Annotated in this window: 18 protein-coding genes; 6 read left to right on the forward strand and 12 right to left on the reverse strand. The window is 64.2% G+C overall.

Annotated features, from left to right (window positions below; genetic code table 11):
- The first annotated feature begins 123 nt into the window (after positions 1 to 123).
- Positions 124 to 1,797, forward strand: a complete 1,674-nt coding sequence (locus tag BUA69_RS07755; RefSeq protein ID WP_046134173.1) for a Na/Pi cotransporter family protein — start codon at positions 124 to 126, stop codon at positions 1,795 to 1,797.
- Here BUA69_RS07755 and BUA69_RS07760 read toward each other — a convergent pair.
- The 8 genes from BUA69_RS07760 to BUA69_RS07795 form a co-directional block, all read right to left on the reverse strand.
- Positions 1,794 to 2,060 carry a DUF2277 domain-containing protein gene (locus BUA69_RS07760; RefSeq protein ID WP_046134172.1) on the reverse strand — a complete coding sequence of 89 codons (267 nt, stop codon included), beginning with the start codon at positions 2,058 to 2,060 and terminating at the stop codon, positions 1,794 to 1,796. The genes BUA69_RS07755 and BUA69_RS07760 overlap by 4 nt on opposite strands.
- A gap of 98 nt (positions 2,061 to 2,158) precedes the next feature.
- Entirely contained in the window at positions 2,159 to 2,863 is a 705-nt protein-coding gene (locus BUA69_RS07765) for a hypothetical protein (protein ID WP_046134171.1), read from the reverse strand.
- Between the two features lie 162 nt (positions 2,864 to 3,025).
- The gene (locus BUA69_RS07770) at positions 3,026 to 4,075 is read right to left on the reverse strand and encodes an ABC transporter ATP-binding protein (protein ID WP_046134170.1); all 1,050 of its coding nucleotides are present in this window, start codon (positions 4,073 to 4,075) and stop codon (positions 3,026 to 3,028) included.
- A 13-nt stretch (positions 4,076 to 4,088) separates the two neighbouring features.
- Positions 4,089 to 4,931 carry a carbohydrate ABC transporter permease gene (locus tag BUA69_RS07775; RefSeq protein ID WP_046134169.1) on the reverse strand — a complete coding sequence of 281 codons (843 nt, stop codon included), beginning with the start codon at positions 4,929 to 4,931 and terminating at the stop codon, positions 4,089 to 4,091.
- On the reverse strand, positions 4,921 to 5,841 hold the full coding sequence (locus tag BUA69_RS07780; RefSeq protein WP_046134168.1) for a carbohydrate ABC transporter permease: 921 nt from the start codon (positions 5,839 to 5,841) through the stop codon (positions 4,921 to 4,923). Before BUA69_RS07780 ends, BUA69_RS07775 begins: the two co-directional genes overlap by 11 nt.
- A 237-nt stretch (positions 5,842 to 6,078) precedes the next feature.
- Positions 6,079 to 7,350 carry an ABC transporter substrate-binding protein gene (locus BUA69_RS07785; RefSeq protein ID WP_072866503.1) on the reverse strand — a complete coding sequence of 424 codons (1,272 nt, stop codon included), beginning with the start codon at positions 7,348 to 7,350 and terminating at the stop codon, positions 6,079 to 6,081.
- A 23-nt stretch (positions 7,351 to 7,373) separates the two neighbouring features.
- The gene (locus BUA69_RS07790; protein WP_046134166.1) at positions 7,374 to 8,990 is read right to left on the reverse strand and encodes an FAD-dependent oxidoreductase; all 1,617 of its coding nucleotides are present in this window, start codon (positions 8,988 to 8,990) and stop codon (positions 7,374 to 7,376) included.
- On the reverse strand, positions 8,987 to 10,018 hold the full coding sequence (locus BUA69_RS07795) for a LacI family DNA-binding transcriptional regulator (protein WP_046134165.1): 1,032 nt from the start codon (positions 10,016 to 10,018) through the stop codon (positions 8,987 to 8,989). Before BUA69_RS07795 ends, BUA69_RS07790 begins: the two co-directional genes overlap by 4 nt.
- Before the next feature lie 393 nt (positions 10,019 to 10,411).
- Here BUA69_RS07795 and BUA69_RS07800 point away from each other — a divergent pair, with 393 nt between their 5' ends.
- Entirely contained in the window at positions 10,412 to 11,236 is an 825-nt protein-coding gene (locus BUA69_RS07800) for a MipA/OmpV family protein (protein ID WP_052950398.1), read from the forward strand.
- On the opposite strand, the gene dgcA is transcribed toward BUA69_RS07800, so the two are convergent.
- The 4 genes from dgcA to BUA69_RS07820 form a co-directional block, all read right to left on the reverse strand.
- Positions 11,228 to 12,217 (reverse strand): N-acetyl-D-Glu racemase DgcA, encoded by a 990-nt coding sequence (gene dgcA / locus BUA69_RS07805; RefSeq protein ID WP_046134164.1) that lies wholly within the window; start codon positions 12,215 to 12,217, stop codon positions 11,228 to 11,230. The two genes, BUA69_RS07800 and dgcA, sit on opposite strands and share 9 nt — an antisense overlap.
- Positions 12,217 to 13,044, reverse strand: coding sequence for an ABC transporter permease (locus tag BUA69_RS07810; RefSeq protein WP_046134163.1), 828 nt, complete (start codon positions 13,042 to 13,044; stop codon positions 12,217 to 12,219). The genes dgcA and BUA69_RS07810 overlap by 1 nt, the downstream gene beginning before the upstream one ends.
- Positions 13,041 to 13,991 carry an ABC transporter permease gene (locus tag BUA69_RS07815; RefSeq protein ID WP_244468705.1) on the reverse strand — a complete coding sequence of 317 codons (951 nt, stop codon included), beginning with the start codon at positions 13,989 to 13,991 and terminating at the stop codon, positions 13,041 to 13,043. The genes BUA69_RS07810 and BUA69_RS07815 overlap by 4 nt, the downstream gene beginning before the upstream one ends.
- Positions 13,992 to 14,066: 75 nt before the next feature.
- A complete protein-coding gene (locus BUA69_RS07820; RefSeq protein ID WP_046134162.1) occupies positions 14,067 to 15,566 on the reverse strand; it encodes an ABC transporter substrate-binding protein in 1,500 nt (499 codons plus the stop codon).
- Positions 15,567 to 15,772: 206 nt separating this feature from the next.
- Between BUA69_RS07820 and BUA69_RS07825 the strand changes: the two genes are divergently transcribed.
- Genes BUA69_RS07825 through BUA69_RS07840 form a run of 4 tightly spaced genes read left to right on the forward strand, consistent with a single transcriptional unit; the run spans position 15,773 to position 19,817 of the window.
- Entirely contained in the window at positions 15,773 to 16,729 is a 957-nt protein-coding gene (locus BUA69_RS07825; protein ID WP_046134161.1) for an ABC transporter ATP-binding protein, read from the forward strand.
- Positions 16,726 to 17,694, forward strand: coding sequence for an ABC transporter ATP-binding protein (locus tag BUA69_RS07830; protein WP_046134160.1), 969 nt, complete (start codon positions 16,726 to 16,728; stop codon positions 17,692 to 17,694). Before BUA69_RS07825 ends, BUA69_RS07830 begins: the two co-directional genes overlap by 4 nt.
- Positions 17,691 to 18,692 carry a serine hydrolase domain-containing protein gene (locus tag BUA69_RS07835; RefSeq protein WP_046134159.1) on the forward strand — a complete coding sequence of 334 codons (1,002 nt, stop codon included), beginning with the start codon at positions 17,691 to 17,693 and terminating at the stop codon, positions 18,690 to 18,692. Before BUA69_RS07830 ends, BUA69_RS07835 begins: the two co-directional genes overlap by 4 nt.
- Before the next feature lie 9 nt (positions 18,693 to 18,701).
- Positions 18,702 to 19,817 (forward strand): anhydro-N-acetylmuramic acid kinase, encoded by a 1,116-nt coding sequence (locus tag BUA69_RS07840; RefSeq protein WP_046134158.1) that lies wholly within the window; start codon positions 18,702 to 18,704, stop codon positions 19,815 to 19,817.
- Positions 19,818 to 20,319: the final 502 nt, after the last annotated feature.

Here is a 20,319-nt window from a genome sequence, read left to right on the forward strand (position 1 = left end):
TGGCAACCAGTATAGCGGATTTTCGTTGACGGGGCTGCGCGCAGATGTATCTTTTGCACAGCTGTGCAAGTGCGTCGTCGAGCTGAGGGGCTGCCGGACGCATCGAGGAAGGCGGCAAATGCATTGAACTCAACTATTCAGCTGATCAATCTATTGGGGGCCGGAGCTTTGCTGCTCTGGGGGCTGCGGCTGATCAAGTCGGGGGTGATGCGCGCATTTGGCGCCTCGCTGCGGCAGTGGATTGCCAAAGGCACCGGAAATCGCTTCATGGCGGCGCTGTCGGGCTTCTTCGCCACGCTGGCGCTGCAGTCGAGCACGGCCACGGCCGTCATCACCGCCTCGTTTGCCGGGCGCGGTGTCGTTGATCCCAAGATGGGGCAGGCGGTTATGCTGGGGGCCAATGTCGGCACCTCGATCGCGGCAGTCATCCTGTCGATGGATGTGCACTGGTTCGCCTCGGCCTTCATGCTGATCGGCGTGGCCACTTTCCAGATGAGCAAATATGCGCGCGGCAAGGGTATTGGCCGGGCCATTCTCGGGCTGGGCCTGATGCTGCTGGCGCTGCAATTGGTCGGGACTGTCACCGGGCCGCTGCGCGAATCCAGCGTGGTGATCGCCATTCTCAAAGGGCTCGGCGATGCACCGGTGTTTGCGCTGATGTTCTCGGCGGGGCTGGCCTTTGTCGCGTCGTCAAGTCTGGCGGTGGTGCTGTTCGTCGCCTTGCTGGCACAGGCTGGGATCGTGGCGCCGAGCCTGGCTATCATTCTCGTTGCCGGGGCCAATCTCGGGGGCGCCATTCCGCCCCTGGTCGCGGTATCGAGCGAAGGTGTCGAGGCGCGGCGGCTGACGCTGGCCAATCTGATCGTGCGGGCGCTGGGCGCGCTGGCCTTGATGATCTTTGCGATGCCGGCGGCCAATCTGCTGCTCGCCATCTTGCCCAATGCCAATAGCCTGACCATCGCAGCGCATATCGCCTTCAATCTGGCGCTGCTGATCGTGTTCCTGCCGCTTCTGGGGCCGATTGCGAAAATCGCGCGCATCATCCTGCCGCCGCCGCCACAGGCGGAAGCCGCTGCCAGCTATCTCGACGAGTCAGCGCTTGATACGCCGGTGGTCGCGCTGGCGGGCGCAGCGCGCGAAACGCTGCGGGTGGGTGATCTGGTGCTCAAGATGCTGCAGAGCAGTCTCGATGCGCTCCGCCAGCCGACTGTCAGTTCGAAGGGATTGGTGTCGCAGCTCGATGACGATGTCGACACCATCCAGCGCTCGATCAAGTTCTACCTGTCGCGCCTCGATTGCACTGATCTGGACGCCGACGATGCCGGCCGCTCTGCCGAAATCATGGGCTATGCGATCAATCTCGAGCATGTGGGGGACATCATCGATGGGGGTCTCTCCGAGTGCGCCTCCAAACAGGCCAAGCGACAGGTCAAATTCTCGCCCGAAGGGTTGGCGGAGATCACCAAGCTCTACGAGACCACCATCGCCAATATGCAGTTGGCGCAGTCGGTGTTCCTGACGCGCGATCCCAGTCTGGCGCGGCAATTGGTGGCCGCCAAGGCGACGGTGCGGCGGCTGGAGGCGGGGTCGACGGCCACGCATCTGGCCCGCGTGCGTCAGCGCAATGTCGAGGCGGTCGAGACCAGCTCACTGCATCTCGATATCCTCGCCGATCTCAAGCGCATCAATGGCCACCTGGCCTCGGTGGCCTATGCGGTGCTGGAAACCTCGGGTGAACTCAGCGAGAGCCGGCTGCTATCGGCACCCGAGGCAACGGCATCGGTGATCCCCACCTAAGCGTAGCGCTGGCGGGAGCGTTCGCGCGCCTTGGCAGCTTCCACGTCGCGGTCGCGCGGCGGGGCACTGGTTTCGAGGTCTTTCAGCAATTGCCGGGCGATGGCGGTGATGTCATCGACCGCATGGTCGAAGGCCGCCTGGTTCTTCTGCGAGGGATGGGTGAAGCCACTGAGCTTGCGGACAAACTGCAGCGCCGAGGCGCGGATTTCGTCATTGGTGGCGGGCGGTTCGAAATTGAACAGCGTGCGAATGTTGCGGCACATCGGCAGAACTCCACGAACGATAGCGGGCGGCAATGGAAGCATTGTTCTGCAGATTGATGGCAAAGGAAAGGTGGCGACCGAGCGGGTCCATTTTCGGTTCAGCGGTCGGCTGCAATCGCGGCGGCGATGGGTGCGACTGCCGCCTGCATCGAGGCAGTTGTGTCGCCGGTGACAATGGCGCCGAGCAGGGGCGCGGCAATGCCGGCGGCGCGCAGGCGGGGCATGTCGGCAGGCGTGAACTTGCGCTGGCTGGGGGCGATCACCGGAATGCCCGCCGCCGCTTTGACGATTTCGCCATAGCGGGTCACGTCAGCATCGGTCATCGGCTGGCCGTAGCCGGAAAATTCGATGATCGAGGCTTCGACCATGGCGCCGGGCAGGGCGATAATGCGTTCGAGATCTTCCGGCGTGCTGTCCGAGGACAGCGCCGGCATCGGCCGCAGCCGCGACTGCAGCAAGTGCGGCTGCAGGTGGGCGAAGTAGACGTTGAAGCCTTCAAAGCCGAGATCGGCCAGCGCCTCCATTTCCTCGGCGGATGGCACGGTTTCCTGCCCGGCCATCAGCAATAGGGGCGCGCCGAGCTTGCTCAGCGCTTCATAGAAAGGGCGCTCCTCGGCGAAGCTGCCGAAGGTGGTGCCGGTGGCGCGGTGATAGGCATTGAGGTGGGTCTTGAGCGCGGTGGCACCGGCATCGAGCGCCGCCTTGGCCAGATCGATATCGTGGCGGGCCAGCGAGACGATGACGGGGAATTCGCCTGATGTAATGGCGCGGTGCAGTGGGGTTTCGGGATAGGTCTTGGTCATGGTGATCCTTTGGCGGGCAAGCGCCGGGGTCTGGCTTCCCTCCCCCTTGAGGGGAGGGATCGAGGGAGGGGTGGTGCGGTGATCCACCGAAGGGACCCCCCCCCCCAACCCCTCCCCTCAAGGGGGAGGGGAGACACAAGCCGGTGGCTTCGTAGGACGTTGTCAGTTCAACCGCGCGCCCGTGGCGGCGTCGAACAGATGCAATTGGGCGAGGTCGGGGCGGACATGGATGGTTTCGCCGGGGCGGGCCTGCACGCGCTCGCGGAACACGCCGATAATGGTGTGCTCGCCAATCGCCATGGTAACCTGGGTTTCCGAGCCCATCGGCTCGACCAGCGAGACCCTGGCTGCAATGCCGGAATCGTCCAGCGCCAGGTGTTCGGGGCGGATGCCATAGACCGCCTGGGCGCCGGTATTGCCGGTGCCGGGGGGCAGCGGCAGAGTTGCCCCGGCGGCGGCAAAGCCCTCGGCAGTGATGGTGCCGGCGATAAAGTTCATCGCGGGGGAGCCGATGAAGCCGGCGACGAACTGGTTGGCCGGACGATCGTAGAGATCGAGCGGCGCGCCGATCTGCTCGACCCGGCCGGCATTCATCACCACGATCTTGTCGGCCATGGTCATGGCCTCGACCTGATCGTGGGTGACGTAGACGGTGGTGACGCCCAGCCGCTGGTGCAGGCTCTTGATCTCGCCGCGCATGACGACACGCAGCTTGGCATCGAGATTGCTGAGCGGTTCATCGAACAGGAAAACCTGCGGATTGCGCACGATGGCGCGCCCCATGGCGACGCGCTGGCGCTGGCCGCCCGAGAGCTGGCGCGGGAAGCGGTCGAGATAGGGCTTGAGGCCCAGAATATCGGCGGCCCAGTTCACGCGTTCGGCGATCTCGGCCTTGCTGGCGCCGCGGTGCTCCAGCGAAAAGCCCATATTCTGCGCCACGCTCATATGCGGATAGAGCGCATAATTCTGGAACACCATGGCGATGTCGCGGTCCTTGGGCTCCAGATCATTGACCACGCGGGGGCCGATCGAGATTTCGCCGCCGGTCACGGTTTCCAGGCCTGCGATCATGCGCAGCAGGGTGGACTTGCCGCAGCCGGAGGGGCCGACCAGCACGACGAATTCACCATCGGCGATATCGACATCGATGCCGTGGATGGTGGCGACTTCGCCATAGGACTTCTTGACGGATTTCAGGGTTACGGGAGCCATTTGGATATCCTTGTCAGCCCTTGAGGCCAGAATGGGCGAGGCCCTCGACGAACTGCTTCTGCGCGAAGATGAACACCAGCAGCACCGGGATCGCGGTCATGGTCGCGGCGGCAAGCTGGATGTTCCACATGGCGCCACCATAGGCGTCGGTAAACTGGGTCAGTGCCTGGGGCAGGGTGAACATATTGGTCGAGGACAGGAAGACGATGGGTTCGAGATAGAGGTTCCAGCTGTGGAGGAACGTGAAAATCGCGACCGCACCCAGCGCCGGCTTGGCCAGCGGCAGGGCGATGATCCAGAAGATCTTGAACCGGCCAAGGCCATCGACCCGCGCGGCTTCTTCCAGCTCGCCCGGCAGGGCGATGAAGAACTGGCGCATGACGAAGGTAGCGAAGACCGATGGCGCACCAAAGATCGGCACCAGGATCAGCGGCCAGTGCGTGTTGATCATCCCCCATTTGAGGAACATCTGGAACAGCGGCACGATGGTGACTTCGGACGGGATCAGCAGCCCCAGCAGCACGATCATGAAGATGGTGTTGGCGAAGGGAAACTTGATGCGCGCAAAGGCATAGCCCGCCATCGATGAGATGATCATGGTGCCAATGGTGACGAGCGCGGCGATATAGGCCGAATTCCAGTATTGCCGGGCAAAGGGCTGCAGCTCGAACACCTTCTGATAGGTGGTGAAATCGAAGCGGCGCGGCCACAGGTCCGGCGGGAAGGCGAAGATATCGCTGATCGGCTTGACCGATGAGGTGACCATCCACCAGGTCGGAAAGACGAAGGGGATGAGCAGCACGCACATCAGGCCATAAAGGCCGATCTTCATGCGGGGTGAGAGATCAGTTTTCATAGAAGACGATCCGCTTGCGCAACTGCCACTGGGCGAATGTGAGCACTGCAACGATGACGAACAGCAGGATCGACAGGGTCGAGCCATAGCCGAAGAAATGGAACTGGAAGGCCTGCTGGTAGAGATAATAGACCAGCACGGTGGTGCTCATGCCCGGACCACCCTGGGTCAGCACGGCGATCTGGGCGAAGACCTGGAGCGAGCCGACAATGGTGATGATCGAGGTCAAAAGGATCGTTGGCGAGATCAGCGGCAGGGTGATGCGGCGGAACTGCTTGAAGCGCCCGGCGCCATCGACGCGCGCCGCCTCATAGAGCTCCTTGGGCACGCCCTGCAGGGCGGCAAGGAACAGGATCATGTTCAGCCCGACATTCTTGAACACCTGCACGACCACGACCGAAAGCATCGCGGTAGAGGGATGGCGCAGCCAGTTGGGGCCTTCGACGCCGATCATCTGCAGCATGCCATTGATGCCGCCATTGTTCTGCAACAGGAAGCTCCAGACGATGGTCCAGGCCACCAGCGAGACGACCACCGGCGAGAAAAACAGGGTGCGGAAGACCACGATGCCCTTGAGCTTCTGGTCGAGCAGCACGGCCAGCAGCAGCGCCAGCGACATGTTGAGCACGACGAGCCCAGCCGAGAAGATGGCAGATGACAGCAGCACCTGGGGTAGGGCCTTGTCGTTGAGCAGCATCTGGTAATTGGCGCTGCCGACGAAATTGAAGGTATTGGCCAGCACGTTCCACTCGTGCAGCGAGTACCAGAACACCAGGCCAAGCGGGATCAGCACGAAGGTAACGATGCCGATCAGCTGCGGCGCGATGAAAACATAGCCGGCAGCAGCATCGCGGCGTTCGATGGTCCAGAACGGACGTTTTCTTGGAGGAGAGTCTGCCGCGGCAGTCATGCTTGGTCCTTCTCCCCCCGATTTGGGAGGGACATTGCATCTGTCATTCGGGCGGGGCGTGGCAGGCTCATGTCACAACCACCGGACGGCACCTCCCCCGTGACGGGGGAGGTTGGGTGGGGGTGTTGAGAGCCCCGGTGTCGGGGCCAACCATCCCCCACCCTTGATCCCAGCTTTTTCGCTCGCGGCGAAAAAGCAGTCCCCGCAAGGGGGAGGGTGTCGACAGCGAAATCGACTTTAGCGGGCGAGCAGCGGCGCGACGCTGTCGCAGACCGACTGCAGCACGGCCGGGACGTCGGCATCGGCAACCCAGAGGCTGTCGAGGCTGGCGCGGACGGTCTGCTGGATCTGGGCGAAGTTGGTGTGGCCCGGCAGCACGGTGCCCGACGAAATACCGGCGATCACGACGTTCTCGATCTGCTCGGCGGAGAGCAGCGGATTGGTCGAGGCCAAGGTCTGGGCGTTCAAGAGGCTCGCACGCGCCGGCGGGAAGAACTGGGCCAGCTTCTGGCTGTTTTCCGGGTTGGTCATATAGGCAAGGAATTCCACCGCCACGGGGGCGTTGGCACCGGCGGCGAAAGCGCCGACGCCGGCCTGGCCGACCACGGCATATTCACCGGCAGGGCCGGCAGGCAGCGGCACCAGGTCCCAGTCGAATGGGTTTTCCTTGGGCAGCAGCGAAGCGCGGCTGATCTGGGTGATGGTCATGCCGGTCTCGCCAGCGAAGAAGTCGATGTCTTCGCCCGGTCCAGGCATGGCCTTGTCGGTGAAGATGGCCTTGTGGATGGCCGTCATGGCCCCGACCATGGCCGGTTCGGTGAAGCCGCAGGTCTTGCCATCGGCGCTCCACGGGGCCGCGCCCCAGCCCCTCCAGATCGAGGCGAGATTCTGCCAGCTCTGGTACTTGAAGTCGCGCACGACCAGGCCCGCCTTGCCCGACTGGCCGACGGTGGCGGCGGTGGCGAAGGCATTGTCCCAGTTCCATTCGCCCGCTGCGATCAACTCGGCCGGGGTCTTTGCACCAGTGGCCTTGATCACGTCATTGTTGGCGAAAATAGCGAAAGGGGAGGTCGAGAACGGGTAGGCGAAGAGCTGGCCGTCCTTGGTCCAGAGCGCGGTGGCGCTCGGGTTCACGTCGTCCAGCTCATAGCCCGCGGTGGCGGCGAATGCGTCGGTCAGCGGGGCGAGGGCGCCCGAATTGACGAAGTCGGCGGCGGTGGTCTCCAGGATCCAGGCCAGGTCCGGCGGGTTGCCGCCGGCAATCTGGGTGGTCAGGGTCGTGGTGTAACTGTCGAAGGGCAGCGGCTCAAAGGTGATAGAGACATTGGGATGGGTTGCCTTGAAGCCCTCGGCGATCTCGTTGAACATGGCCAGATGCGCCTCGTTGGCGCTCCAGATGGTCATGCGCAGGTTGACGGCGTCCTGGGCCCAGGCGACGCCGCTCCAGGCGAGTGGCAGCAGGATGCCGGCCGCAGCCGCTGCTGACTTGAGATGCGTGATCTTGGACATTTCGGGTTCCTCCTGTTGAACGTTTAGTAGCCGCGCACGTCCGGCCAGCGGATTTCGATCCCCTCGCCATAGAGCCGGGTCTGGAAGGCCTCGAGCTGGGCGTCGTTTTCCTGCACCGCATGCGGTGTGAGCCCGGTTTCGAGGCAGTGAGCGGCGAGCAGACCGGCGACTTCGCCGACATTCCACTCGACCGGATGCAGCCGGTAGCAGCCATTGGTGATGTGCGTGGTGCCGATATTCTTGCCGGCTGGCAGCAGGTTGCGCACGCGCTGGGGCAAGAGCGCGCCCAGCGGAATTTCAAACGGCGAGGAGTCGACGTCGACGTAATTGTCGCCGCCCGTGGAAGGGTGCAGATCGATGCGGTACATGCCGATACCGACGCTGTCGCGATACTGGCGTGACAGGGCATTGCCGTGAATGGCCATCGAGACGTCCTGCTCGACAATGGTGGTCACCGCCTTGATGCGGCGGCTCTCGCGGATATAGGGCGCCATGGCCAGGCCATGATCGGTGCCGGTGGCGTCGCCGCGCAGGCGCAGGCCCGGAAACCCCTGGCCGCCATCGACGCGCGGTGCCTCGGTCTGCAGCCAATAGAATACCGAATAGGAGAGGTCGGCGGCGGCCTTGAGATGGCGGGCCTTTTCCTCTTCGGATACGTCGATGATCGAGCCTTCCATGTAATCGATCATCGGCCAGTTCACGAGGCAGATGTCCGAATTGTAGGCGCCAGGCACGAAGTTGCGGCGGGCGGCGATGCGGCGGAAGGTCCACAGATTGCCATCGCCGGGATTGCGGCGCTGGTCGGCGTCGACCAGCAGCGGATCATCATCGGGATTGGGCGTGAACGAGCGTTCGACGATTTCCAGCGTGCGTGGATGCGGCGCCTTGAAGCCGAGCAGCGGGCCACCCCAGAAGCTGGGCTGGTAGGCTTTCCAGAAGTCGTAATTGTCCGGCTTGTCGATGGTCTGGTCGCCGTCGACATGGTCGATGGCAAAGCAGACCGACACGGCCTGGACGTTATCGGGCTGCGCCACATCGGGGGCGCTGGGCTCGCCGGTGTCGTGGCGGCTCTCGAAGCCGGTGACATATTCGGTCCCGGTCATCGGCAGCAGGTCGCCGAGCTCGGTGGCGTCGATCACATAGGGGGCCCAGCAGGTGATTTCGGCGCCGGTATCGCGATGACGGACGGTGATCGAGCGGACGATATCGCCCTGCACATCGGCGGCAACGGGGCGATAGGGCTGCAGGACCGTCAGCTTGCCGCCACCACGGTAGGGCGCCAGCATGGCTTCGAGCACGGCAACGCCGGCCCGCGGCTCGGCGCAAAGTCGGCTGACCCAGCCAGCACCGGGATTGAGATCGCCCCAGGCACGGCTGGCCTCGGTCAGCGGATAATTGTCGCGGTAATACTGGCGGATGCCATTGCGCAGCTTGCGATAGGAGCGGGTGATGCCGAACTGCTCGACCCATGAATGCTCATCGGGCGGCACGGCCTGGCTGGTCAGCTGGCCGCCGATCCAGTCAAATTCCTCGGTCATGATGACCGAGCGGCCATTGCGCAAGGCCCCCAGAGCCGCGGCAACGCCACCGAGGCCGCCGCCAATGATCAGGATGTCTGCGCTGAGTTCTTTAGTTTTCATTTGGTCCGATGGGTCATGGCGCCGAGGGTTTCCCCTTCGACGGGTTCACAGGGGAGCAGCACTTGCTGGGTGGGTTCCTGGCTCTCCACGCGCCGCACCAGCATGCGGGCAGCGCTGTGCCCCATGGCTTCGCGGGGGATGGAGAAGGAGGTGAAACGGGTGATGGTCTGTTCAGCCCGGATGTGATTGCCCAGCACCACGATCGACAGGTCGCCGGGGATGGAGATGCCGCGCTGCAGCGCCAGTTGCTCGACCTGGATGGCGTCGGCGAGTTCGATGAAGAATACGACGCTGGCCTTGCTGGCGATGAGCGTATCGAGGGTCTGCGCCGCCGGTTGGGCCGCCGCGGGCACATGGGCAACGAAGTCCATGCCGGCAATGGCGCTGCTGAAGCCGACCCAGCGGTCGACGGTGGATTCAGCGCCCTGCGCGGGGCCCACATAGGCAATGCGGTGATGGCCGAGTTCGCGCGCGCGCTGCACCAGCGCGGCGGTGGCGGTGGCGTAATCGCCGCCGACATAGGGGACGGGGCCACCCGCGTCATCACGGCGGCCGACGGCGACGAACGGATAATCGCCGCCCACCAGCCGGGCCAGTTCATCCTGATCGAACTGGCGACCGAGCACGAGGCAGCCATCGGCGAGGCGCAGCCGGTTGTTCTCGCTGAAAATCTTACGCTGGGCGCCGTGGGCGGCACCGGTCAGCAGCAGCAGGTCATAGCCCATCTGCTGGGCCGCTTCCTCGATGCCGAACAGGAAGGGGCCGAAGAAATCGGCCTGTTCGACCGGGAAGGCCGGTTCATAGGTGAAAACGCCGAGAATGCGATTGAGGCCCTTGGCCATGCGGCGGGCGATCGGATCGGCGACATAGCCGGTGTCGCGAATGGCCTTGTGGACGCGCTCGCGGGTCTCCTGCGGAATGCGGCCCTCGGCGCTGGAGGCATCGTTGAGCACGAGCGAAACCGTCGCCTGGCTCACTCCGGCCAGCCGCGCAATGTCGCGTTGTGTCAGGCGCTTTGAAGCTGTCAACGGTTCCTCCCGCGTGCAGATAATCTGCTAATGCGTATTAGCTGCTAATGCGCATTAACAAAATTTGCGCCGATCTTGTCAAGCTGGATTCGTCAGCGGGGCAGACTGTGGATTTCATGCGGCCGGACGCTGCGGGAACGCCCGGAAAGCGGGCATTCCTCGCGCCAGGACGACCCAAACATTGGCTCTGGCAGCGAAGTTTTTCACGAGATTATTGGCAGGCGACAGCGTGGAATGAGCCTCGTACTGCGCGCATCGTTAACTGGTGCCGTGCAATGTCGGGGCACCTTCGTCCGCCCGTGGTCGCCGCGCTGCGCACCAGGCGTCGTCAAAGGAACCCGGACCATGAATGCTCAGGCAGTGCCTGCGCCATTGTCGAAATCAGAGTTGCCGATGCGTCCTGCCCGTCTGAAAATTCTTGCGTCCTTCACTGCGCTTATCGCCGCTGTCCCCGTCTTAGCCGGCGAGTTCAACACCTTCGGCGCCGCACCCGCAGAATTTGCCGAGGCCACGTTCCAGCCGGACCTGATCATCGAGTTGGGCCTGGGCGTTGGCTATGCGCCGCTCTATGACGGCTCCTCCAAATATGGTCCGGTCTTCATTCCGCGCATCAATCTCGAGCTGCTGGTGGTCCCCGGATTGCTCGACATCGGCGGTGGCGAGCAGCAGGGTGGGTTCTCCTTCGCGCCGGCCTTCAGTGTCGCCGGGGCGCGTCGCAGCGTCGACAATGCGCACCTCATCGGCCTCGACGATATCGACCCCACCTATGCCGCCGGCATTCGCGTCGGCTATGAATGGGGTCCGGCAGAGCTTTATGGCGAACTCCGCTATGCATTTGGCGGCGCCCAGGGACTGATCGGCGATATCGGCCTGAACCTCACGGCAAAGCTGACGCCGGAACTCGAAATCGTCGGCGGCCCCATGCTCAGCTTTGCCACGCAGGGCTATATGGACACCTATTTTGGCGTCACCGCCGCCGGGTCTGCGGCGACGGGCGGGCGTCTTGCTGCCTTCGATGCAAACGGCGGGATCAAGTCGGCCGGGCTCAATGTGTCGGCGCGCTATGAGGTCATGCCGGATACGTTCATCAACGCCAACGCGTCCTACGCAAGGCTGGTCGGCAGCGCCGCCAATTCGCCGATCATCGAAAGGGGCGCCGAAAACCAGTTCAAGGTCGGCATCGGCCTGTCCCGCCGCTTCACGCTCGATCTATTTTGAAGCGCCCCAAAGCGAGGCCGATGGACTGACGCGCCCCTGCTGGTAGTGCAGGCCACCGGGCCGGTCGGCCTTGAGCAGCAGGGGGCCGTCGAGATCGACCCAATCGGCATTGGCCGCGACCAGCATGGCCGGGGCCATGGAGAGCGATGTGCCCACCATGCAGCCAGCCATCAGCTTGAGGCCGAGCGCGCGGGCATCGGCCGCCATGGCGAGAGCTTCGGTGAGGCCGCCGGTCTTGTCGAGCTTGATGTTGATGGCATCATAGCGCCCGACAAGCGCTGCAAGGCCGTCGCGATGATGGGTTGATTCATCGGCGCAAACCGGTACGGCGCGGGCAATCGTAGCCAGCATGCCATCGCGTCCTGCTGGAAGCGGTTGCTCGACCAGTTCAATCCCCAGTGCCTGGCAATGGGCGAGGTTGGCGACGAGATTGGCTTCGGTCCAGCCCTCATTGGCGTCGATGACCAGGCGCGTTTTCGGCGCTGCGGCGCGGACAGCTTTCAGCCGCTCGATATCGTTATCGCCGCCCAGCTTGATCTTGAGCAGCGGATAGGCGCCCGCGGTTTTGACCGCAGCGGCCATGCTGTCTGGTGTGCCGAGGCTGATCGTGTAGGCGGTGACGAGGCTCTCGGGCAAGGTGATGCCGGCCATCGCCGCAGCGTCGGTCTTGCGGGCCTTGGCTTCCAAGTCCCAAAACGCGCAGTCGATCGCGTTGCGCGCCGCGCCTGGGGGCAGGGCAGACTGCAATGCCTGACGGTCAAGGCCACCGGCAATCTGCGCCTGCAGCGCCAGTATCGTCTCCAGCGTGCCGGCGACACTCTCGCCATAGCGGGCATAGGGCACGCATTCGCCCTGACCGATAAGGCCGTCGCGCTCGATGGTGACGCGGATCACCTCGGCATGGGTCTTGGACCCGCGGGCAATGGTGAAGACGCCATCGATGGCGAAGCTTTCGACCACTGCGTTCAGTATTGCAGGCATCAGGCGACGGCCTTGAGGCGCGGGTCGAGCGTATCGCGCAGGGCATCACCCAGGAGATTGAAGCCAAAGGACAGGAACAGGATGGCAAAGCCGGCAAACACGGCGGGCCAGGGCGACAGCAGCAGGAAGTTGCGGCCTTCCGACAGCATCAGGCCCAGCGATGGCGTTGGCGGCTGCGCGCCCAGCCCGAGGAAGGACAGCGAGGCTTCGACCAGCACGGCGGCCGAGAGCAGCAGGCTGGTCTGCACCAGCACGACCGAGCTCAGATTGGGCAGCAGATGCAGGAAGATGATGCGACCATCCGAGGCGCCGATGGCCTTGGCGCCATTGACATATTCGCTGGCGCAGATGACCAGGGCCGGGCCGCGCAACAGGCGGGCAAAGATCGGCGTATAGACGATGGCGATGGCCAGCGCGGCGCTCCAGGCGCTGGGCCCGAGCACGGCGATGACGCCAATGGCCAGCAGCATGATCGGGAAGGCAAACAGCACGTCCATGATGCGCATGATGATGCGGTCAAACCAGCCGCCATAATAGGCGGCGAGCATGCCCAGCGAACCACCGGCCAGCAGCGACAGGCCAACGGCGGTAACGCAGGTCAGCAGCGAAGTGCGATAGCCATGCACGATGCGCGCCAGCACGTCGCGGCCCAGTTGGTCGGTGCCCAGCCAATTGGTCGGATTGGGGCCCTTCATGCGCTGGACCATGACCTGCTGATAGGGGTCCTGCAGCCCCAGCAGAGGCGCAAAGATCGCCAGCAGCACCTGCAGCGAAACGAAAATGGCGGCGAAGGTCAGCAGCTTGTTGCGCCGCATGAAGGCGATCATTTGGAAACCCGCGGGTCGATGACCGCATAGAGCAGGTCGACAATGAAATTGACCATGACGAAGGCGAAGGTCATGACCAGAATGGTGGCCTGCACCAGGGGATAATTGCGCTCGGCAATGGCGCCCAGCACCAGCCGCCCGAGGCCGGGAATGGCGAACACCTGCTCGATGACGATGGCGCCACCCAGCAGATAGCCGGCGGCGACGCCGACGCTGGTGATGAACGGGATCAGGGCATTGCGCAGCGCGTGCTTGTAGATGATGCGGCGGCGGCCGGCGCCCTTGGCCTTGGCGGTGCGGATATAGTCCTGGTTCAGCGCATCGAGCATGGCCGAGCGGACGAGGCGCGATAGATTGGCCAACATGGGCAGCGACAGCGCAATCACCGGCAGGATCATGCGCTGCAGATTGCCCAGTGGGTCCTGATGAAACGGCACATAGCCCAGCGCCTGCACACCGGGCAGAAACTTGGCGACCATGAAGATGGAGACAATGCCCAACCAGAAGGACGGGATGGTCAGCCCGGCAATGGCGCCGATGCGGACGGCGACTTCGGCACCCTTGCCGCGCGCTTCGGCCATGAAGCAGCCCAGCGGAATGGCCAGGCCGGCCCCGAACAGGATCGACAGCACGGTCAATTCGATGGTCGGCCAGATATTGGCGGCGATTTCCTGCGTCACCGGGCGGCCGGTCCACAGCGAGGTGCCCAGATTGCCCTGCAGCGCGTTCCAGATCCACTGGCCATACTGGACCAGGATGGGTTTATCCAGACCCACACGGGCCTCAAGCTCGGCAATGCGCTCGGGCGTGATTTCGGTATTGGCGCCCAGCATGATGGCGACGGCGTCGCCGGGAATGAGGCGGATCATCAGGAATACGACGATCGAGACGCCAAACAGCACGACCAGCAGGTCGGCAATCCGGCTCATGATGAAGCGCATCGGCATAAGGGGCTCAATCTCTACGGACAGCCGTCCGAAAACAGGACGGCGCAGTGCAAAAGCACTGCGCCGGGTAGGCCTTTACTCGGAGACGGTCGCGTTGACGAGGCTGGTCAGGCGGCCATTGGGGAAGATTTCAAAGCCCTGGACCTTGTCGTTGACGGCCGAGAACAGCGTGCCATAGGCGATATGGGCTGCCGGGCCTTCGCAAGCCAGCTTGGCCTGAACCTGGTCATAGACTGCCTTGCGGGCTGCCGGATCGGTCAGGGTGCGGCCTTCGTCCAGCCAGGCGTCGAGCTCTGCATCGTCATATTTGAAGACGTTGGTCGAGCCGCCGCCGCGGAAGGTGCGGTAGAAGTATTCATCGGGATCGGGGCTGCCGCCATTGGCCGAGACGAACATGTCGAACTCGGAATTGCGCCATGACTGCACGAAGTCACCGATTTCCTGGGTGATCAGCTCAACCTCGATGCCGCCGGCCGCCAGCTGCTGCTGCGCGACCTGGGCAATGTCGCGCGTATCCTGGCGCGGCAGCACGTTCATGGTCAGCTTGAGCGGGGTGGTCACGCCAGCTTCGGCGAGCAGCGCCTTGGCGCCTTCGACGTCGGTGGTGTAGCAGGCGAAGCTGGTGGGATCGACGGCCCAGTTGACCAGCGCCTGCGAGAGCGGGCCGGCCGGAACGCCAGCGCCGAACAGGGCGCCGTCGATGATCTCCTGACGGTTGAGCAGCATGTTGATCGCGGTGCGCACCTTCGGATTGGTGAAGGGTTCGCGCGACGCGTTCATGCCCAGCAGGGTATAGGAGATGTCGCGGGTTTCCTGGACGGTAACGCCGGGCTGGCCCTGCAATTGCAGGGCAGTCGCCGGATCGATGCCGGGCAGCAGGTCATATTCGCCGCTGGTCACGCCAACCTGGCGGGTGGCCGATTCCGGCACGAAGTTGAAGCGGACTTCGTCGACCTTGGGCGAGCCTTCGACGTAGTAGGCGTCGTTCTTGGCCAGGCTGATGAAGCCGTTTGGCTGCCATTCAGCGAATTTGAACGGGCCGGTGCCAACCGGAGCCTGCTGCAGGGCTTCGACATTGGTCTCGACTTCGGCCGGGACCATGGCGATGCCCGACAGCGAGGACAGGATCGGCGCGAAGGGCGCGTCGAGCTTGAGCTCGATGGTGGCCGGATCGATCACATTGATGCCGGTGATCGGGGACACGCGGCTGGCCAGCGGCGAGGCGGTTTCTGCGGCCTGGACGCGGCGAATTGAAGCGGCGACGTCTTCGGCATCAAAGGTCGAACCGTCGTGGAACACGACATTGGGACGCAGGTGGAAGGTATAGGTCAGGCCGTCTTCCGACACATCCCAGCTCTCGGCGAGGCCCGGCACTACGGCCAGGTTCTTGTCGATGGCGGTGAGGCCTTCATAGATGTTGCTCTGCACGATGACGACCGAGTTGAAGGCGGTAATCAGGTGCGGATCAAGGCCGGCGGGCGACGAGTCGATGGCGACATCGATGGTTGCCGCGCTGGCCGCGCCGACAAAGATGGTGGTGGCGAGCAGCGCAAGTCCGAGCTTTTTCAAAGCCATTATTATTTCCTCCGAATGAATTCCGTGCGGACGCGGTGCGCACCTTGGGGCGGCAGGGCGGCGCGAAATACCACACTAAGTCCAATACAAGACCAGTCTGGACAAGGCCAACGCTATGGTACTAACTCTGCCCGTGCAAGCTGGTCTGTGGATATGATATCCCGGCACGTTGCCGCATGTGCTCTTGACCGAACCCGTTGGAATTTATGGCCGAATCGGCGCTGCTTACAATTAACGACCTGCATATCGACGTCGGCAGCCGGCCGGTCATCGAAGGCGTCTCGCTGTCCATCGCCGCGGGGGAGATGCTGGGCCTTGTCGGGGAGTCCGGCTGCGGCAAATCGGTTACCGCATTGTCGATCATGCGGCTGCTGGCCGAACCGCCGATGAAGATCGTCAAGGGCAGCATCGTCTTTGACGGCCAGGACATTCTCGATCTCGACGATCGGGCGCTCGAGGACCTGCGCGGCAACCAGATCGCCATGATCTTCCAGGAGCCGATGACCTCGCTCAATCCGGTGTTCTCCATCGGCAACCAGATTGCCGAAGTGGTGCTGCTGCATCGCAAGGTGAGCCGGGCCGAGGCCGAGGCGCGCGCCGTCGAACTGCTGACCCGGGTCGGCATCCCGTCCCCGCAGACTGCGCTTGGCCGCTATCCCCACCAGATGTCGGGTGGGCAGCGCCAACGCGTGATGATCGCCATGGCACTGGCCTGTGAACCCAAGCTGCTGGTGGCCGACGAGCCGACGACTGCCCTCGACGTCACCGTGCAGGCCCAGATCCTCGACCTGCTCGATGACCTGCGCCGCGAGACCGGCATGGCGGTGCTGCTGATCACCCATGACCTTGGCGTCGTCTCGCAATATTGCGACCGCGTCGCCGTGATGTATGGCGGCCGCGTCGTCGAGGAAGCCAGTGCCGCCGAGCTCTTCGCCCATCCGCGCCATCGCTATACCGAGGCCTTGTTGCGCACCATTCCGGCGTCCAATCCGCCCGGCGTCGAATTGCCGGCCATTCCCGGCCAGGTGCCGCCGCCCGGCCGGCGCCCCGTCGGTTGTACCTTTCATCCGCGCTGCCATGCCATGGTGGCGCCTTGCGGCACGGATATGCCAGCCCTGGTGGGCGATGCGCACCTGATCCGGTGCTGGAACCCTGCAGCATGAGCCTTCTTGAACTCCGTCATCTCAGCAAGACCTATCCCGGCCAGAATGGCGCCGTGGTGCAGGCCGTCTCCGATGTGTCGCTGACCATCGAGCCCGGCGAAGTGCTCGGCGTCGTTGGGGAGTCAGGTTGCGGCAAGTCAACGCTCGGCCGCTCGCTGCTGCGGCTGATCGAGCCCAGCGGCGGCGAAATCCTGTTCGAGGGCGAGGACCTGATGGGCCTCAGCCAGCGCGCCATGAAGCCGCGCCGCCGCGACCTGCAGATCATCTTCCAGGACCCGTTCGGCTCGCTCAATCCGCGCCACACCGTGGGCGGCATTATCGGCGAGCCGCTGGTGGTGCATGGCGTCGGCACCCGCGAAGAGCGGGCCGCGCGGGTGGCCGAACTGCTCAAGCTGGTTGGCCTGCCCGAGGATGCCGGCAAGCGCTATCCCCACGAATTCTCCGGCGGCCAGCGCCAGCGCATCGCCATCGCCCGCGCCCTGGCGCTCAATCCCAAGCTGCTGGTGGCGGATGAGGCCGTGTCGGCACTCGACGTGTCGATCCAGAGCCAGATCATCAACCTGATCGCCGATCTGCAGAAGCGGCTGAACCTCTCGATCCTGTTCATCAGCCATGACCTGTCGGTCATCCGCCATGTCAGCGACCGTATCGCGGTGATGTATCTGGGGCGGATTGTCGAGGTCGGTCCGGCCGAAGAGATCATGGATGCCCCCAAGCATCCCTATACCCAGGCGCTGCTGTCAGCCATTCCGCGCCCCGGCGTCGAGCGCAAGCAGCGCATCGTGCTGCAGGGCGAATTGCCCGATCCGGCCAATCCACCGAGCGGCTGCGCATTTCATACGAGGTGCCCCAAGGTCATGGATATCTGCCATAGCGTCCGCCCGGAGCTGGCACGGCCCCAGGCCAGCGCCGTCGAGGCCGGCAGTGTGAGTGCGGTGGCCTGCCACCTCTATCCCGCCGCATGAGCCAGTCCGCAGGCTTTGAGCGCGCCTTCTCGCTCCTTGAAACGTCAGTCCGTGATGGCCGCATTCCCGGTGGCGTACTGGGCTGCGTCGACGCTTCAGGCAATCGCCTGATCCGCTCCATCGGCGCGGCGCAGACCGTGCCCGCGCCGCGCAAGATGCATGACGATACCTGGTTCGATCTGGCATCGCTGACCAAGGTGATTTTCACCACCAGCGAAATCCTCAAGCTGGTGGATGCCGGCCGGATCGATCTCGATGCGCCGCTGACCTCGGTGCTACCCGATTTCCGCCAGTACAATCCCGATGCATGGGAGCGCAAGATCACCTTCCGGCAGTGCCTCGGGCACCAGACGCCGTTCCCGGCGGTCGAGCCGATCTACACCTATGGCCGCGATCCCGACCTGCTGCGCGCCTTCATCATGCAGCGCGAATGGCGCGCCGGCCCCTCGGTCTATTCCGATATCAATTTCATCCTGCTCGGCTTTGTGCTGGAGCGGCTGGCGCGCCAGACCCTGCGTGCGCTTAATCCGGGGCAGGGCTTTGCCTGGTCGGCCGATCCCGAGCATGCCGCCGCCACCGAGGATTGCACCTGGCGCAACCGCGTCCTCGTCGGCGAAGTCCATGACGACAATTGCTCGGCGCTGCAGGGCTCCGGCCATGCAGGGCTCTTCGGCACCGCCGCTTCGGTGCTCGGTTTCGCCGCGGGCCTGCTCGATGGATCAGGCGCCTCCGCCGCGGCGATCAGGCTGATCCGCACGCCGCTATCCGCCCGCCGCACGCATGGTTGGGAACGGCCCTATGAGGGCTGGTCGGGCGGCGAGCATTGCAGCACCGAAACCATCGGCCATACCGGGTTTACCGGCACCGGCCTCTGGATCGATTTCGCCAATGGCCGCGCCTGGACATTGCTGACCAATCGCGTTCACCCCACCCGCCATTTCGACAGCGGCATCATCGCGCTGCGGCGGGGCGTGGGCGATGCCTTCACTCGCGCATAGGAAACTCTGATGGATCCGATCTGGGCAATTGGCCTGATGACCGGCACGGTGCTGGACGGCAATATCGATGTGGCGCTGCTCAAGACGGATGGCGAAACCATCGAGCAGTTCGGTGCCTATACACTGGCTCCCTATGACCGGGACGTCCGCGATATCCTGGAAGAAACCCTGGCTCAGGCGCGCGTGTGGAACTTCGAGGGTGCGGACCCCGCGATCTTTGCGGAGGCCGAAGCGGCTCTCACCCGGGCGCAATCGGCGGCAGTGCGCAGCTTTGTCGAGGGCCAGGGCATGACCATGGCCGACATCGGCGTCGTCGGCTTCCACGGCCAGAGTGTCCTGCATCGCGCGCCACAGCCCGGCCGCATCGGCGATACCCGCCAGCTGGGCGATGGCGCCCTGATGGCGCAATTGCTGGATACCAAGGTGGCCTTCGATTTCCGCAGCGCCGACATTCGCGCGGGCGGGCAGGGCGCGCCGCTCTCGGCCATCTACCATGCGGCGCTGTTGCGCAAGCTGGGCAGCGATGGCGATACCGCCGTGCTCAATCTGGGCGGCGTCGCCAATATCACCTGGTGGGATGGTCAAGACCTGGTCATCGCCTTCGATACCGGCCCGGCCAATGCGCCGATCAATGACTTCGTCAAATCGCTTGGCCTGGGCGAAATGGACCGCGGCGGCGCGCTGGCCAAGGCCGGCACTGTCGACGAGACTCGCCTCGCCAAGCTGCTCGAGCACCCCTATCTCACGGCCGCCTATCCCAAGTCGCTGGATCGCTTCGATTTCACTGCCGAAATGGCCCGGGGCATGGACGCCGAAAGCGGCGCGGCGCTGCTGACCGCCTTCACCACTTCCGCCGTCGGCAAGGCGCTGGATCTCCTGCCGCATCGCCCCAAGCGCCTGATTGTCTGTGGCGGTGGCCGCCACAATCCCTCGATCATGGCCATGCTGCCCCTGCGCGCCGGCGTCGAAGCCGTGCCCGCCGAAACCGTTGGCTGGCGCGGCGACGCCATCGAAGCCGAATGCTTCGCCTTCCTCGCCGTCCGGACCCTGCGCGGCCTGCCGATCAGCTTCCCCACCACGACGGGCGTTGCTGCGCCGATGCCCGGCGGCCGCATCGCCGGCTAGGTCTAACTCCAGATCCACGGCTCCACCGCCTCCCTCCCCGTTGAGGAGGGATCGAGGGTGGGGGTGCTGAGGTCGGACACAAACATGGAAATACGGGGGGAGCGCAGCGCAGCACCCCCACCCTAGCCCTCCCCCTCAAGGGGGAGGGGATTGCATAGTGGCTCGCGGGCCCCGGTTGCTGCTGGCTGAAATGCGTTCGCTTCACCACATAGCCCTCGTCTCCATCGCTTCCCTCCCTCTTGAGGGGAGGGATCGAGGGTGGGGGTGCTGAGGTCGGACACAAACATGGAATTACGGGGTGAGCGCAGACCCCCACCCTAGCCCTCCCCCTCACGGGGGAGGGGATTGCATAGTGGCTCGCCGGCGCCGGTTACTGCTGGCTGAAATGCGTTCGTTTCACCCCATAGCCCCAGCTCATCGCCTCCCTCCCCCTTGAGGGGAGGGATCGAGGGTGGGGGTGCTGAGGTCGGACACAAACATGGAAATAGGGGGTGAGCGCAGC

It is taken from the genome of Devosia limi DSM 17137 (genome assembly GCF_900128975.1).
GTDB lineage: Bacteria > Pseudomonadota > Alphaproteobacteria > Rhizobiales > Devosiaceae > Devosia > Devosia limi.